General features: G+C 71.3%; 11 protein-coding genes. 4 read left to right on the forward strand and 7 right to left on the reverse strand.

All coding sequences use genetic code 11. The features are described 5' to 3' along the window. Positions 1 to 93: 93 nt before the first annotated feature. A complete protein-coding gene (locus IT184_04740) occupies positions 94 to 792 on the reverse strand; it encodes a M48 family metallopeptidase (protein ID MCC7008100.1) in 699 nt (232 codons plus the stop codon). Positions 793 to 1,506: 714 nt separating this feature from the next. Between IT184_04740 and IT184_04745 the strand changes: the two genes are divergently transcribed. The 4 genes from IT184_04745 to IT184_04760 are packed head-to-tail and all read left to right on the forward strand — an operon-like array spanning position 1,507 to position 7,708. Next, positions 1,507 to 2,970: a TolC family protein gene (locus tag IT184_04745; GenBank protein ID MCC7008101.1), complete on the forward strand. Its 1,464-nt coding sequence runs from the start codon at positions 1,507 to 1,509 to the stop codon at positions 2,968 to 2,970. Between the two features lie 20 nt (positions 2,971 to 2,990). Next, positions 2,991 to 4,097 (forward strand): efflux RND transporter periplasmic adaptor subunit, encoded by a 1,107-nt coding sequence (locus IT184_04750; protein ID MCC7008102.1) that lies wholly within the window; start codon positions 2,991 to 2,993, stop codon positions 4,095 to 4,097. A 3-nt stretch (positions 4,098 to 4,100) separates the two neighbouring features. After that, positions 4,101 to 7,226, forward strand: coding sequence for an efflux RND transporter permease subunit (locus IT184_04755; protein ID MCC7008103.1), 3,126 nt, complete (start codon positions 4,101 to 4,103; stop codon positions 7,224 to 7,226). Between the two features lie 11 nt (positions 7,227 to 7,237). Continuing rightward, positions 7,238 to 7,708 carry a hypothetical protein gene (locus IT184_04760; GenBank protein ID MCC7008104.1) on the forward strand — a complete coding sequence of 157 codons (471 nt, stop codon included), beginning with the start codon at positions 7,238 to 7,240 and terminating at the stop codon, positions 7,706 to 7,708. Between the two features lie 37 nt (positions 7,709 to 7,745). Here the strand turns inward: IT184_04760 and IT184_04765 are convergent, their stop codons facing one another. Genes IT184_04765 through IT184_04790 form a run of 6 tightly spaced genes read right to left on the reverse strand, consistent with a single transcriptional unit; the run spans position 7,746 to position 15,333 of the window. Then, complete coding sequence (locus tag IT184_04765) at positions 7,746 to 10,106, reverse strand: PP2C family protein-serine/threonine phosphatase (protein ID MCC7008105.1); 2,361 nt, start codon at positions 10,104 to 10,106, stop codon at positions 7,746 to 7,748. 12 nt (positions 10,107 to 10,118) lie between these two features. After that, positions 10,119 to 10,868 (reverse strand): exodeoxyribonuclease III, encoded by a 750-nt coding sequence (xth, locus tag IT184_04770; protein MCC7008106.1) that lies wholly within the window; start codon positions 10,866 to 10,868, stop codon positions 10,119 to 10,121. Continuing rightward, positions 10,865 to 12,043 (reverse strand): pyridoxal phosphate-dependent aminotransferase, encoded by a 1,179-nt coding sequence (locus IT184_04775; protein MCC7008107.1) that lies wholly within the window; start codon positions 12,041 to 12,043, stop codon positions 10,865 to 10,867. Before IT184_04775 ends, xth begins: the two co-directional genes overlap by 4 nt. Positions 12,044 to 12,050: 7 nt before the next feature. Then, a complete protein-coding gene (locus IT184_04780; protein ID MCC7008108.1) occupies positions 12,051 to 12,647 on the reverse strand; it encodes a hypothetical protein in 597 nt (198 codons plus the stop codon). 8 nt (positions 12,648 to 12,655) lie between these two features. After that, on the reverse strand, positions 12,656 to 14,272 hold the full coding sequence (gene malQ / locus IT184_04785) for a 4-alpha-glucanotransferase (GenBank protein ID MCC7008109.1): 1,617 nt from the start codon (positions 14,270 to 14,272) through the stop codon (positions 12,656 to 12,658). Beyond that, positions 14,269 to 15,333, reverse strand: coding sequence for a pyridoxal phosphate-dependent aminotransferase (locus IT184_04790; protein ID MCC7008110.1), 1,065 nt, complete (start codon positions 15,331 to 15,333; stop codon positions 14,269 to 14,271). The genes malQ and IT184_04790 overlap by 4 nt, the downstream gene beginning before the upstream one ends. Between the last annotated feature and the right edge of the window lie 31 nt (positions 15,334 to 15,364).

A 15,364-nucleotide genomic window follows, 5' to 3' on the forward strand; every position in this document is an offset into this window, starting at 1 on the left:
CCGAGTAGATCAATCGATCACCGGCCCGATGCGCCTCCCAGCCGCCGAATTCCAGAATCAATACCGAAACAGCGACGTATCCGGATGCGATCGTCAGAACAGATCGCGTCCGTGCGCGCGCAGCCAACGTTCCGCGGCGCGCCACGCGGGGCAGAGACGCTCGACCGCGCGCCAGAAACGGCGCGAGTGGTTCGGGTGGAGGCGATGGGCGAGCTCGTGGAGGATCACGTAGTCGGCCACGTCGGGCGGCATCTGGACGAGCCGCCAGTTGAGCGCGATCGCGCCCCGCGGCGAGCACGAGCCCCAGCGCGACCGCTGATTGCGCACCGACACGGACGCGATGGCGATCTCGTGCGCGCGCGCGAGCGAGTGCGTGCGCGTCGGCAGCTCGCGGAGCGCCATCGCGCGCAGGTGCCGTTCGACGGCCGGCCGCAGGTCGCGCTCGGACGCGGCCACGCGCTCGCCGGCGAAGTGCGCGGCGCCGTCGCCGAGCCGAAGGACGACGCGCTCGCCGCGAAACCAGAGGCCGGCGCCGTCGCGCCAGGCCGCGGCGCGCAGCTCCAGCCGCGCCCACTCGCGGTCGATCCACGCCTGCTCGCGCGCGGCGAACGACAGCGCGCCGGCGATCGAGGCGCCGCGCGGCACGGTGAGGCGCAGCCGCCCGTCGGGCGAGACGCGCAGCACGTAGCGCCGGGCGCGCGGGTGGCGGGCGAGATCCACGGGAAACACGCGCTGGCCGACGGTCACGGCGTGCGCCGCGGCGCGCCGGCGGGCAACGGGAGCCTCGGGCACGGCACCACCCTACCCGAAGTCGGCGTCGCCGTGCAGCGGCGCCGCGCCGGCCGGCGCGGTCGGCGTGCAAGTAATTACTTGCACACTCGGCGATCTCCCGGTAAGGTGGACGGATGACCGTCCGGCAGGCGCTGCTCGAGGCCGCCATCAAGGTGTTCGCGGAGACCGGCTGGCGGGGCGCCACCACGCGGCGCATCGCCGGGGAGGCGAACGTCAACGAGGTCACGCTGTTCCGGCACTTCAAGAGCAAGGACGACCTGCTCCGCACGGCGCTCGAGGGCTTCGCGACCCAGGCGATCCGCCGCACGCTGCCGGACGACCCGGTCGATCCGCGCGTGGAGCTGATCGCCTGGGGCCGCGAGCACCATCGCGAGCTGTACCGCTTGCGGACCCTCATCCGCCGCTCGCTCGGCGAGTACTGCGAGCACCCCCAGAACTGCGCGCACGGCATGCAGGCCTCGATCCGGATCGCGAACGATCTGGCCGGCTATCTCGGGCGCCTGAAAGCGAACGGCCTGGCGTCGCCGGCCTTCGACGAGCGCACGGCGACCAACATGCTGATGGGCGCGCTCTTCACCGACGCGCTCGGCCGCGACACGATGCCGGAGCGTTATCCGCACGCGATGCGCGACGCCGTCGATCGCTACGTCGACCTGCTGCTCCAGGCGATTGGCGCCACGGCGGCCGTCACTTCTCCGACTCCAGGAACGCACCATGACGCTACGACGCTCGTTTCTCCCGCTCGCGACCGCCGGGCTGCTGCTCGCCACGCCGCAGCTCCTGCTCGCGCAGACGCCGCGGCTCACGCTGCAGCAGGCGCTCGACCTCGCGCGGTCGCACAGCACGGCCATCCGCGCGGCGCGCGCCGGCGAGCAGCGCGCTGACGCCGAAGAGCAGCAGGTGCTCAGCCAGCGGCTGCCGCAACTGAGCCTCGCGAGCACCTACACGCGCACGCTCGCCTCGGAGTTCAGCGGCGCGTTCCAATCCACGGGGCCCGTCTGCGATCCGCTCGCCGTCGACGCGGGCCAGCCGCTCGCCACCCGCGTCGCCGAGCTCGAACGCGCCGCCACGTGCGGCGCCATCGGCCCGTCGTTCAGCTTCGGCACGCTGCCGTTCGGCCAGAAGAACATCTATCAGGCGGCCTTCTCGTTCTCGCAGTCGCTCTACACCGGCGGCCGGCTCGGCGCGCAGCGCGCGCAGGCGGGCTTCTCGAAGCGCGCGGCTGCGCTCGCGACGACGACCGCCGAGGCGCAGGTGCTGCTGGACGTGACGCAGGCCTTCTACGACGCGGCGCTGAGCGATCGGATGGTCGCGATCGCCGAGTCGGGCTTCGATCAGGCGAGCGCCACCTACGACCAGGTCAAGCTCGCCTACGAGGCCGGCCGGCAGCCCGAGTTCGAGCTGCTGCGCGCGCAGGTCGCGCGCGACAACCAGCGCCCCGAGGTGATCCGCAGCCGCGCGTCGCGCGACGTCGCCTACCTCCGTCTCCGTCAATTGCTCGATCTGCCCGCGAGCGAGCCTCTGGTTCTCGACGTCGATCTCGAGGCGCCCGAGATCGCGCCGCCGCCGCCCTTCGCCGGCGCGCTCGCGGCGGCGCGCGCGGCCGGGCCGAGCGACGACCGCACGAGCGTGCGCCAGGCCGAGACGGTCGTCGGCCTCCGGCAGGCGGCGATCTCGGCGGCCCGCGCCGAACGCCTCCCCTCGGTCGCCCTCAACTCGTCGCTCGCCCGCGTGGGCTATCCGAGCGAAGGGGTGCTGCCCGGCGTCGGCGATTTCCGCACCAACTGGTCGGCGAGCGCCACGCTGCAGGTTCCGATCCTCACGGGCGGACGCCTGCGCGCCGGCGAGCGCGCCGCGCGCGCCACGCTCGCCGAAGCGGAAGCGCAGCTCCAGCAGGCGCGCGAGCTGTCGCTGCTCGATTCGGCCACGGCCCTGCAGGATCTGACGGCCGCAGAAGCGGCGCTCGAGGCGAGCGCCGGCACCGTGGAACAGGCGCGCCGCGCCTACGAGATCGCCGAGCTGCGGAATCGCGAAGGGCTCTCGACGCAGCTCGAGCTGAACGACTCGCGCCTGCAACTGCAGGTCGCGCAAGCCAATCGGGCGCAGGCCGCCCGCGACGTGCAGGTCGCCCGCGCGCGTGTCGCGCTGCTGCCCACGCTGCCTCTCGGCGCCCGTTGAGCGCCTCTTCAGGAGTCTCCATGCCGCTGCGTTTTCACTCCGTGCTTTCCGGCCTGACGGTCCTCGCCCTGGCGGGGGCCGCCTCCGGATGCGACAACTCCGCCGCATCCGCACCGGCCGCCACGTCCGCTCCCCTGACGATCCAGCTCGCGCCCGAGAACGTCGCGACCGCGACGATGTCCGACATCTCGGCCGGGCCGACGATCTCGGGGCAGCTCACGCCGGCGCGGGAGGCGACGGTCCGCGCCCAGGTCGGCGGCTCGATCGTCGCGCTCAACGTCGACCGCGGCCAGCCGGTGCGCACCGGCACCGTGCTCGCCCGCATCTCGTCGCGCGACCTCGACATGGCGCTCGAGTCGTCGAACGTCGCGGTCAAGTCGAGCGAGACCGCGCTCGCGGTCGCGACCGCCGAGCTGCAGCGCACCGAGGTGCTCGTGAAAGGCGGCGCGCTCGCCGCCCGCGATCTCGAGCAGGCGAGAAACGCCGTGTCGAACGCCGAGGCGCAGGTGGCCGCGGCGCGCGCGCGCCGAACGTCGGTCACCCAGCAGATCGAGGACACGTCCATCACGGCCCCGTTCTCCGGGATCGTCAGCTCCCGCCACGCGAACCTCGGCGACGTCGTGGCGCCCGGCGCCGAACTGCTGACGATCATCGATCCGTCGAGCCTGCGCCTCGAGGCCTCCGTCCGCTCCGATCAGATTCACGAGGTGAGACGCGGCGCCACCGCCCGCTTCTCCATTCGCGGCGTGCCCGGCGAGTTCACGGGCATCGTCGATCGGATCAGCCCGGCGGCCGATCCGGTCACGCGCCAAGTGTCGCTCTACGTCTCCGTGCCCAACGTGCAAGGCCGCCTGATCGCGGGCCTGTTCGCGGACGGGCGCATCGAGGCCACGAACCGCCGCGGGATCGTCGTCCCGCTGTCGGCCGTGGACGAGACGGGTCCCACGCCGACCGTGACACGCATCCGTCCCGACGGCACCGCCGAACGGGCGACCGTCACGCTCGGCGTGCGGATGCCGGACGCGGAGCGCGTGGAGGTGATCGCCGGTCTCGCCGAGGGCGACGTGCTCGTCGTCGGCTCGTCGAAGGCGATCGCGCCGGGCACGCGCGTGAAAGTGATCGGGTGACGCATGTTCATCTCTGATTTCGCCATCCGCCGGCCGGTCATCACCGTCGTCAGCATGCTGACGCTGGTGGTCTTCGGGCTCGTGTCCCTGGTGCTGCTCCAGACCGACGAGTTTCCCGACGTGGCCGTCCCGCTCGTCGTCGTCGCCGTGCCCTATCCCGGCGCCTCGCCGGATCAGGTGGAGCGCGAGATCGTGGACCCCATGGAGGAAGCGATCTCCGGCATCAGCGGGGTCACGAAGGTCACGTCGAACTCGCTCGACGGCTTCGGGACGGTGCTCGTCGAGTTCGACTACGAGAAGGATCTGCAGCTCGCGACGCAGGAGATCCGCGACGAGATCAACTCGATCCGCAACGACCTGCCGCCCGAGATGGAGGAGCCCGTCCTGACGCGGGTGAATCCGGTGGACTTCCCGATCGTGTCGCTCGCGATGTCGTCCGAGCGCCTGTCGGTGGCGCAGCTCACGCTGCTCGCCGATCCGGGCATCTCGCGCCGGCTGCGCGCGCTCGCCGGCGTCGGCGAGGTCGAGATCGCCGGCGCCAACACGCGCGAGATGACGATCGACGTCCGGCCCGACGCGCTGCAGGCGGCCAGCGTGAGCATGGGCGAGGTCGTGGCCGCCGTGTCGGCGCAGAACCTCGCCGCGCCGGTCGGCCGGCTGCTCGGCATCCACGACGAGCGCACGATCCGGCTCGGCGGGCGCGTCACCACCGCCGATCAGTTCGCCGCCATCGTCGTCGCGAACCGCGACGGCCGGCTCGTGCGGCTGGGCGACGTCGCGACCGTGCACGTCGGCGTGGAGGAGCCGCGGACGGCCGCCCTCTTCGGCGGCCGCGAGGCGGTCGGCATCGACGTCAAGAAGACGAAGGGCTACAGCACGACCGCGGTCTCGGCGTCCGTCCTGCGCGAGATCGGGGAGATCCGCAAGACGCTGCCGGCGGGCGTGTCGATCAGCATCGTGCGGAATTCCGGCGAGCGCGTGGCGAATTCCGTGGCGAACGTCGGCTGGGCGCTCGTCGAAGGCGCCGTGCTGACCGTGCTCACGGTGTTCCTCTTCCTCAACTCGTGGCGGTCCACGATCATCACCGGCCTCGCGCTGCCGGTCTCCGTCATCGCCTCGTTCATCGCCGTCCTGGCGTTCGGGTTCACGCTCAACACGATGTCGCTGCTCGGCCTGTCGCTGGCGATCGGCATCCTGATCGACGATGCGATCGTGGTGCGCGAGAACATCGTGCGGCACGTCGAGCTGGGCCGGGATCACCTGCAGGCCGCGCACGAGGGCACGTCCGAGATCGGGCTCGCGGTGGCCGCCACGACCTTCTCGATCGTGGTCGTGTTCGTGCCGATTGCGTTCATGGGCGGCGTCGCCGAGCAGTGGATGTCGCCGTTCGCGCTCACGATCGCGTGCTCGGTGCTGGTCTCGCTGTTCGTGTCGTTCTCGCTCGACCCGATGCTCTCGGCCTACTGGCCCGACCCGCACCTGCCCACCGACCAGCGCTGGTTCCTGGCGCGGCAGCTCGCGTACTTCAACATCTGGTTCAACCGGCAGGCGGATCGCTACAAGCGCGTGATCGGTTGGGCGCTGCGCCACCGGTTCGCGATGGTGGTGCTGGCCATCACCTCGTTCGGCGGCGCCCTCGCGATGCCGGCGATGGGCCTGCTCGGCGGCGAGTTCTTTCCGGTCTCGGACAACTCGGAGTTCTCGATCAACATCGAGACGCCGGCGGGCTCGAACCTGGCGTACACGAACAAGAAGGTGGAGGACGTGGTCGCGCTGGCGCGCTCGATCCCCGGCGTGGACCACACCTACGCGACCATCGGCGGCACGTCGGGCGCGGTCGACGAAGCGCGCGTGTACGTCGGGCTCGCGCCGAAGGCCGAGCGGGCGGATCACCAGGAGACGATCGCGCGCACCCTGCGCCAGCGGCTGCCGGAGATCGGCGGCGTCACGGCGTCCGTGCAGACGAGCGGGTTCGACAACCAGAAGCAGATCCAGATCGAACTGCGCGGGCCGGACAGCACCGTGCTGTCGAAGCTGGCCGACGAGGTGCTGGCCGCCACGCGGCAGGTGACGGGGGCGGTCGACGTCGGCCTGTCGACCCGAGGCCAGAAGCCGGAAGTGGACATCACGATCGACCGCGCGCTCGCGGGCGATCTGGGCCTGCGCGTGGCCGATATCGCCCAGGCGTTGCGGCCGGCGTTCGCCGGCGTGGACGTCGGCGACTGGGTCGATCCGACCGGCAAGACGCGCGACGTCACGGTGCGCCTGGCGCCCGAATCGCGCGCCCGCGCGGCCGATCTCGCGACGTTGCCGCTCGTCGTGCCCGGGCCGGACGGCCGGCCCGCGACGGTGCCGCTCGGCCAAGTCGCCTCGGTGCGGCCGTCGCTCGGGCCGAACCGGATCGATCACCTCGACCGCGAGCGGGTGATCTCCGTGCAGGCCAACACCGAGGGTCGGCCTCTCTCGGACGTCGTCGCCGACATCCAGTCGAGGATCGACGGCGTCGCGCTCCCGCCCGGCTACACGATCACGCAGGGCGGCCAGACGCGCGAACAGATCGAGGTCTTCACGCGCATCCTGACCGCGCTCGGCGTGGCGGTGCTGTTGATGTACCTGGTCCTCGTCGTGCAGTTCAACTCGTTCCTTGATCCGCTCGCGATCATGCTCTCGCTGCCGCTCTCGCTCATCGGCGTCGTCGGCGCGCTGATGCTGACCGGCGATACACTGAACATCATGAGCATGATCGGCGTGATCCTGCTCATGGGCATCGTGGCGAAGAACGCGATCCTGCTCATCGACTTCGCGAAATGGTCTGAGGAGCGCGGGGTGCCGCGCCACGAGGCCATCGTCGAAGCGGGACGCGCGCGGCTGCGGCCCATCCTGATGACGACGTTCGCGCTGATCGCCGGCATGGTGCCGGTCGCGCTCGGGCACGGCGAGGGCGCCGATTTCCGCGCGCCGCTCGGCCGCGCGATCATCGGCGGCGTCATCACCTCCACGCTGCTGACGCTGCTGGTCATCCCGACGTTCTACGACATCCTGTCGGGATGGCGCGATCGGGTCGGCCGGCTCTTCCGCCGCGACCGCGCGAAGCACGAGACGCCGCGCCAGGTTCGCCTGGCCTCTTGAAGGAGCGTGACATGCCGGTGAGGCTCGGACGTTCGTCGCTCTACGTCGGCGTGGTGGTGGTGGGCGTCCTGGCCGCCGCGCCGGTGGTGGCGCAACGCGGCCGCCCGGCGCCTGGCCCGTTCGCCGCCGCCAAGGCCCTCACCTGTTCGTTCCCGGTCTACGGCGCGGCGCGGTGGGACGGCGCGGCGCCCCAGGCCATCAGCGGCACGCAGGAATTCTCGTTCCGCATCGAAGGCATCGACTACAAGAAGAACCAGGCGCGCATCGTGGCCGCCGGCACCGTGCCGGTGACGGTGCGGCTGGCCGAGACCGGGCTGAACGTCATCGAGCAGACGCCGATCGGCAACTTCACGCTGACGACGGTGTTCTCGGCCGGCGGCGACGGCAAGACGTTCCGCGCCGTGCACTCGCGGCACATCGGCGAAACGTCGGATGTGCCGCGCACGTCGCAAGCCTACGGCACGTGCGATCTGACGAACTGACCGATCCGCGACGATCCGATCTCGCGCGCCTGCGCCGCTAGCCGATCGTCACGACCATCATCGTCGCGTCGTCGAACGGCTCGCGCGCGCCACGGAAGGCCGTCACCTCGCGTTCGACCCGCGCGAGCAGGTCCTCGGTGCCGCTCTTGGCCGTCGCGCGCAGCAACTCCTCGAGCCGATCGGACCCGAAGGCCTCACCGCTCGCATTCTCGTTTTCGACGCAGCCGTCGGTGTAGAAGAACAACAGGTCGCCGGGCGCGAGCCGCACCGTCTGCTCGAAGTAGCCGCGGCCCGACAGCAGTCCGACCGGCAGACCGGAGGACGGCATCTGCTCGAGCGTGCCGTCGCGCCGGATGACGTACTGCGGGTTGTGGCCGGCGTTCACGTAGCGGAGCACGTAGCTCTGCAGATCGAGCATCGCGACGAAGAGCGTCGCGTAGACGCCGCCGGGCGTGCCGGCTTCGATCTCGGCGTCGAGCTCGCGGGCGATGGCGGCGAGATCCTGGCCGAGCGCGAGGCGCGTGCGCAGCGACGCCTGGATGTTGGCCATGAGGAGCGCGGCGCCCACCCCCTTGCCCGAGACGTCGCCGACGAGGAGCGACAACTGTCCGTTCGGCAACTGGAAGTAGTTGAAGAAGTCGCCGCCCACCTCGCGCGCCGGCACCGACACGCCCCGCACTTCGGTCAGGCCGAGCCGCAGCGGCACCTGCGGCAGCATGTCGTGCTGGATCTGCCGGCCGAGCTCGAGCTCGCGCCGGATGCGCTCCTGCTCGATCGCCGCACGCTGGTGCACCTCGACGTCGTGCGCCATCTGGTTGAACGCCGCGGCGAGCTGCGCGATCTCGTCCTTCGACGACACCTGAACGCGCGCGCGATAGTCGCCCTGCGCGATGCGGCGCACCCCCTCGCTGAGCACCGAGAGATTGCGCGTGAGGCGCATCGAGAGCGGCACGATGCCGATGAGCGCCAGCCCGAAGAACCCGAGGCCGACGCCGACGTTGCGCGCGGCCGTGCGGCGAAGCTCGGCGAGCGAGTCGCCGACCGGCCGTGCGATGCCGAACTTCAATCCGGCCCCGGTCGGATCCGCGGTCGTGACGACGATCCAGTCGTTGAGCACGGCAGTCCCGGGCGGCGTCTCGGGCCGAAGCGCGACACCGCCGATCGACTCGATGATCTTCCGGTCCGCATCGGTCGGCGTGTAGAGCCGGCCGTCCTTCGCGACGGCGAACGGCACTTCGCCCCGATCGCGGCGAGTGGTCGAGAACACGGTGCCGAGCAGGTTCTGCAGGTTGATCTCGGCGTTCGCGCGCGACACCACCTCGCCGTTGCGCTCCATGGTGACGTCCAGGCGGCTGCCCGAGAGCGTGCTCCTGCGCTGCAGCGGGGCGGACGCTGCGGATGGTGCCGTCACGACCGAGACGGCGGCGGCGGCTTCGCGGGCCTTGGCCTCGGCCGCGCGCTGCGCGTCGGCGATGCGGCGCTGCACTTCGGCCGTGCCCATCTGGATGCCCATGCGGATGCCGAGCATCCGCTGGTTCACTTCGCCGATGATCCGCTGTTGCTCGGCCTCGGGCAGCGCCGCGAACTCCTCCTGCGACGCGAACTGCTGCATGATCTCGCGCCGGATCGGCATCATGTCGATGGCGATCCGCTCGTCAGGGCTGGGCGGCGCGTCGGGCGCGGCCGCGGGCGACGCCGGCGCCGGCGGTCCTTCGGGTGCCGCCGGCGGCTGGCGGTCCGCGGCGGCTCCGCGGCTGGCCGCCTCGGGCGCGCTCGGCGGAGCGGGCGCGCCCGGACCTGCCGGCGCGAGCGCCGGCGCGGGCGGCTCGCCGCGCCGGCCGCGCGCACGATCCGCGCGGCGAGCGTCGTCTGGCGTGCCGGCGCCGGCGACCGGCAGCTCGGGGCCGGCGGCGACGCCGGCCGCCGACGTGGCGGCCCGGCCGTTGCCGGCCGGCGGCGCGCCGACCGGCGGCATGCCCCGGCCGTCGGGCGGCAAGAATCCGCGCCCGCGGCCGCCACGCCGGCCGCGGAAGCCGTCTCGCAGCTCGACGTTGTTCAGCAGCATCGCGATGCTGCTGAGCGTCTGGGAGGCGGCCGTGGCACTGGCCAACTCCGTGGCCGGCGCCACGGCCGCCGCGGTCTCACGCGTCGACTGCTGCGCGGTGTCGACCGCGGCCGTCGCATTCGCGAGGTTCATCAGGTACTCGACGCGCTCGCTGAGCTGCGCCGTCACGACCTGCATCCGCTGTGTCAGCTCGCCGGCGAGCAGCTCGGCCTCGTGACGCGCCGCCTCCCGCGCCGCCCTCGCGTTGCTCGTGTAGGCGTAGAGCGTCAGCGCGCCGAGCGGCACCACCGACAGCAGGAAGAACGCCAAAATCAGCCGCAGACGTAAGCTCATGGCGGCTCCGCCTCATCCCTCGAAGGTCGCGACGACGGGCGCGTGATCGCTCGAGCCGAATTCGCGCATGGAGATCGCCGAGCGAGCCGTGCCCGCCAGCACCGGCGTGGCCAGCACGTAGTCGATGCGCCAGCCGATGTTGCGCTGGCGCAGGTTGCGCCACGGGGCCCACCAGGTGAAGAGCGCATCGTTGCCGGGATCGAGCGTGCGCCCGACGTCCACGAGCGGAGCGGAGAGCAGCCGGCCGAAGAGCGCACGCTCCTCGGGGCGCGTGCCGATCTGGTTGGGCTTGCGTTCCTTCGGGTGCACGTCTCGCTCCTCGCGCGCCACGTTCAGATCGCCGCAGATGACGAGCGCTCTGCCGGCCGCCAGCGTCGAACCGGCCCAGTCGCCGAGCGCCTCGAGGAACCGGAGCTTCGCGTCGTAGTCCTTGCCGCCGTTGGGCACGTAGACGGACGCGAGGGTCAGCGGTCCAAGCTCCGCAATCACGATCCGCTCCTCATGGTCGAAAGACGGATGGGCGAAGGCGGGGCGTTCCGTGAAAAAACTGTGACGCACGAGGAGCGCCACGCCCGAATAGGCGCTCGCGCCATGCCAGTAGCACCAATATCCTCCGGCGGCGAGCAGCAGCTCGGGCACCTTGCCCTGCGGCGCCTTGATCTCCTGCAGGCAGATCACGTCGGGCGCCTCGCGGCCGATGAGGTCGGCGACCTCCTGCTGCCGCGCGCGGATGCCGTTCACGTTCCAGGTCGCGATCTTCACGGTCGGACCATCGCGAGGAGCCCGTCCGCCAGCCGCCGCGCGCCTTCCTCGGCCGTCGCGGCGTCGGTCACGCCGTAGGACACGCGGATCGCGCAGGACGACTCGCCGAAGACGCGGCCGGGGACGACCGCGACGCCGTGCTCGCGGATCAACCGTTCGGTCAGGACGAGCGAGTCCATCGAGGTGAACACCCGCACGAAGAAGTAGAACGCACCGGCCGCGGGCGGCACCTCGCACACCTGCGACGCGCGCCCCAGCTCCCGCTGCATGATCGCACGAGCCGCCCGCAACGGTCCGAGCTGGCGCTCGGTGTACGGCCGCCCGCAGGCGACCGCCGCGAGCGCGGCGTGCTGCGAGACGGACGGCGCGCAGATCACCATCGTGTCCTGGATCTTGTCGATCGCCTCCCAGAGCGATTCGGGGATCACCATGTATCCCACCCGCCAGCTCGCGAGGCCGTAGGCCTTCGACAGCGAGAACAGCGTGATCGTGTGATCCGCCGCGCCGTCGATCGCGCCGGGCGAGAAGTGGCGCTCGGGGCCGTAGACGAAGTACTCGTACGTCTCGTCGTGCACGTGGAACAGCCCGTGTTCGCGGCACAGCGCGTTGACGCGGCGCAGATCGGATTCCGGGTACACGGCGCCGGTCGGATTGTTCGGCGAGACCGTCGCGACGGCGCGCGTGCGCGGCGTGATGGCCGCGGCAATCGCCTCCACGTCGAGCTGGTCGCGGTCGGTCGAGCGCACCGCCACCGGCCGCGCTCCCGCCATCGTCACGGCCATCTCGTGATTGAAGTAGAACGGCACCGGCAGGATGACCTCGTCGCCCGGATCGGTGACGGCGAGCACGGCGTTCATGAACGCGAGGTTGGCGCCGGCCGTCACGACGACCCGGCTGGCGGGACGCACCGCGATGCCGTTCTCACGCGCGAGCTTGTCCTCGAGCGCGCCGACGAGCGAGGGGAGACCTTCGATCGGCCCGTAGTGATGGTCCTCGAGGCTGGTGCCGAACCGGCGTGCCGCCTCGACGGCCTCCGGCGGCGGCGGGTACGACACGAGCCCCTGGCCGAGCGCGATCGTGCCCGGCGTCTCGGCGATCCACCGCGCGATGATCGGGATCACCGGCGCCTGGACGGCGGCGAGCCGCTGCGATTGAGACGCGGTCGCCCGGGTCACGTGGAGATCAGACGCGGGTCACCTGACGACGGCTGCGATGGGCGTCGAGCACGAACGGCCCGAGCCGTTTGCTCAGGTACACCTTCGAGTCGAGCAGGTCGGACGCCGGCTCCAGCTTGATCACGTTGAACTGCAGGCTGTCGAGCGTGCCGCGCATGTCGTAGTAGCGGTTCTTCGTCTTGACGACCACGACGTCGTAGCCCTGGGCGACGGCCCACACTTCCTGCTCTTCGGTGAGCGCGCGGAAGTGGCCCTGGCCCCGCCAATCCATGCGCGTTGCGCCGAGCCAGTTGTAGAGCACGCGCTCCCCGTCGAAGTCGATCACGTCGCGGAGCCGGTCGACGAGGTCCGCGAGCTTCGGATCGGTTTCGTTGGGCCGCAGCTCGTGCGACACCTTGTACGAGACCGGCACGATCGCGGAGCCGTCCTCCGGAGACGGCGCCTCGGCCATCAGGATCTGCGCCTCGCGGCCTTCCAGCCGCTGCATGATCTCGTTGGCGGTCTTCCGGGTGGGGAACTCGTTGAAGAACTCCTCGATGTACGCGATCTCGAGCGCGCCCTGCTGCAGCGGGTATTCGCGAATCGAGTAGTGGAATCTGGTCACTGCCGAATTCATCCCTCCGACGTCACGTCCTGCGACTTCGGGGGATTAGTGTAATCCGAGGCCGGCAGCCGGCCAGTCGCCTCGGCGAGCGCTCGCCCGAATCGCGCCCGCTCCACGGCATCGTCGACGTCGTTCACGCGATCGACGAACCAGGGCAGGCACCAGCGCCAGTTCTCGGGCCCCACCGTGCCGGGCGTGTTGATGCGGCCGGGCCAGCCGAAGAAATCCTGCACGGGGAGAAAGACCTCGTTCGACCCGGCGCGATACGCGAGCTCGATCAGCCGGTCGCGCAGCGCCTCGCTCCAGCGACACTCCGGATCGGTGAGGCCGCTCGCGGCGAGCAGCGGCAACGCCAGCATCGCGCGGCGTTCCTCGAGCGGTGCGGTCGCCCACCACAGCGGCAGCGGCTCGGTGTCGTGGGTGCCGGTCATGGCGGCCGAGACGGGAGGATAGGTGGCCGGGTCGACGAACGGCTGGCCGTCGGCGTGCCAGTCGCGCTCCCACCGGATCACCTTGCAGCCTGGAATGCCGAGCCGGGCGAGCGACGGACGCAGGAAGTCGGGCACGACGCCGAGGTCCTCGGCGATGAGCGCGAGCCCGCTCTGCTGGAGCGCGCGGAGCACCGCTTCGCCCTGCGCCACCTGCGCGGCTTCCCCTTCAGGGCTGAAGAACGGCACGCCCCCGGGCGGCCGGCCGTAGGTGCGGTAGATGCCGATGACATGGTCGACGCGCAGGCCGTCGTACAACGCCGCCATCCGTCGGCCGCGCTGGAACGTCCACGCGTACCCGCTCGCGGCAATCGCGTCCCAGCGGTAGGTCGGCAGCCCCCAGTCCTGGCCGGTCTCGCTGAACGCATCGGGCGGCACGCCGGCCGACACGTCGAGCAGGTACTCGCCGGCGCGCGCCCAGACCTCCGGGCTCTGCAGGTTCGCGACGAACGGGAGATCGCCGTAGACGGCGACGCCCGCCGCGCGCGCCGCTTCGCGGCCGCGCTGCCACTGCGTTTCGGCGATCCATTGCCAGTACTGATGGCGCAGCAGATCGTCGGCGAGCTCGCGCCGCGCACGATCGAGCGCGGCCGGATCGCGATCGCGCAGCGCCGCCGGCCACTCGCGCCACGACGCCTGGCCGTGGGCCGACGACAGCGCCTGGAAGAGCGCGTAGTCGTCGAGCCAGGCGTGCTCGCGCTCCGCATACGCCGCGAGCGCGGCGGCACGTCCTGTCTTGCGCCGCCATTCGCGGCGAAGGAACGCGTCGAACGCGAGCGCGAGCGCCTCGTGCTTGGCCGTGCGCACCGCGTCGTAGTCCACGGCTGGCGCGTCGCGCGCGGCGGCCAGGGCGGCGCGCGCGCGAGCGGACAGCGCGCGCTCGCCTCCCGCGTGCGTGAAGTCGCGAACGTCACGCACGCTGATGTAGATGGGATCGATCGAGAGCGTCGAGGTGGCCGAATACGGCGACGTCTCTCCCGCCGGCAGCGTGCCGAGCGGCAACACCATCACCCGGCTGAATCCTCCGCGAGCCAGCCACGACGTCAGCCGCGGCAGATCCCCGATTTCACCGATCCCCCAGCTCTCGGACGAGCGTATGGAGAACAGCGGCAGGCTCAACCCGACATGCCGGCTCATCTCGCACCGTGGCCCGCGACGACGGGCAGCAGCCGGGCGACGGCCGCCTCGAATCGCGCGGGCTCGGGCAGGAGGCTCACGACGAGGTACGCCTCGCCGGGGAAGTCGAAGAAATATCCAGGATGCACGAGCACCTGCGCCTCCTCGACCGCACGCAGCACGAGCGTTTCCTCCGACGACGTGGCCGGCACACGAAGGAGAGCGGACCAGCCGCCCTCAGGCTCGAGAAGCGTGACGGACGGGTGCCGGGCGACGGCCGCCCTCAGCGTGCCGAGGTTCCGGATCAGCCTCTCGGTGATGCGCCGGCGCATCTCCACGCCCGACTCGACGAGCGCCGCGGCCGCAATCTGCACCGGCGTCGCCACCGACAGGTAGGTATCGGCGACGAGCTCGAGCCGCTCGCGCGCCGCATCCTTCAGATCGGCTGGCCCGCTCATCGCCATCCACGCCAGCTTGAGCTGGGGCAGCGCGGCCGATTTCGACAGCCCGCCCAGGGTGAACGTCAGCGCACGCGACGCGTGCCCCGCAAACGACGCGGCCGTGCGGCGCGGGCTCAGCCGGTAGTCGCCGAACACCTCGTCTGCCACGATCGCCATGTCGCGATCGGCCGCGAGCCTCGTCAGCCAATCGCGCTCGTCGTCCTGGATCATCGAGCCGGTCGGGTTGTTCGGGCTCACGACGAGGACGGCACGCACGCGCGGCGTCAGGGCGCGCTCGAGATCCGCCCGATCGATCCGCCAGCCGGCGAGCGGGTCCAGCCGGTATGGCGCCAGCTCGATGCCCTCCAGACCGGCCAGCAGCTCGAACAGCGGATAGCTCGGCCGAGGGACGAGCACGCGGTCGCCCGGATCGCAGAGCAACTTGAACAGGAACGCGTAGGCCTCGCTCGTGCTGGCCGTGAGGACCAGATCCGCCGGCGATACGTTGGCGCCCTGACGAGCGTAGGAAGCGGCCACCGCTTCCCGAGCCTCGACGTGCCCCAGCGGATCCGGCCGATAGACCACGCCGCGCGGATCCGCGAGCGCGCCCAGCAGTCCGCGAGGACAGGTCAGCCCGGTCATCGTCGGGTTCGTCTCCGTCAGATCGTCGAAG

It is taken from the genome of Acidobacteriota bacterium, from assembly GCA_020853395.1.
Taxonomy (GTDB): domain Bacteria; phylum Acidobacteriota; class Vicinamibacteria; order Vicinamibacterales; family SCN-69-37; genus JADYYY01.

Bases quoted from the DNA above. Each gene is read 5' to 3' on its own strand.
- IT184_04745 (MCC7008101.1), top strand. From the start codon at position 1,507: ATGACGCTACGACGCTCGTTTCTCCCGCTCGCGACCGCCGGGCTGCTG.
- IT184_04765 (MCC7008105.1), bottom strand. From the start codon at position 10,106: ATGAGCTTACGTCTGCGGCTGATTTTGGCGTTCTTCCTGCTGTCGGTG.
- IT184_04760 (MCC7008104.1), top strand. From the start codon at position 7,238: ATGCCGGTGAGGCTCGGACGTTCGTCGCTCTACGTCGGCGTGGTGGTG.
- IT184_04755 (MCC7008103.1), top strand. From the start codon at position 4,101: ATGTTCATCTCTGATTTCGCCATCCGCCGGCCGGTCATCACCGTCGTC.
- malQ (MCC7008109.1), bottom strand. From the start codon at position 14,272: ATGAGCCGGCATGTCGGGTTGAGCCTGCCGCTGTTCTCCATACGCTCG.
- IT184_04750 (MCC7008102.1), top strand. From the start codon at position 2,991: ATGCCGCTGCGTTTTCACTCCGTGCTTTCCGGCCTGACGGTCCTCGCC.
- IT184_04790 (MCC7008110.1), bottom strand. From the start codon at position 15,333: ATGACCGGGCTGACCTGTCCTCGCGGACTGCTGGGCGCGCTCGCGGAT.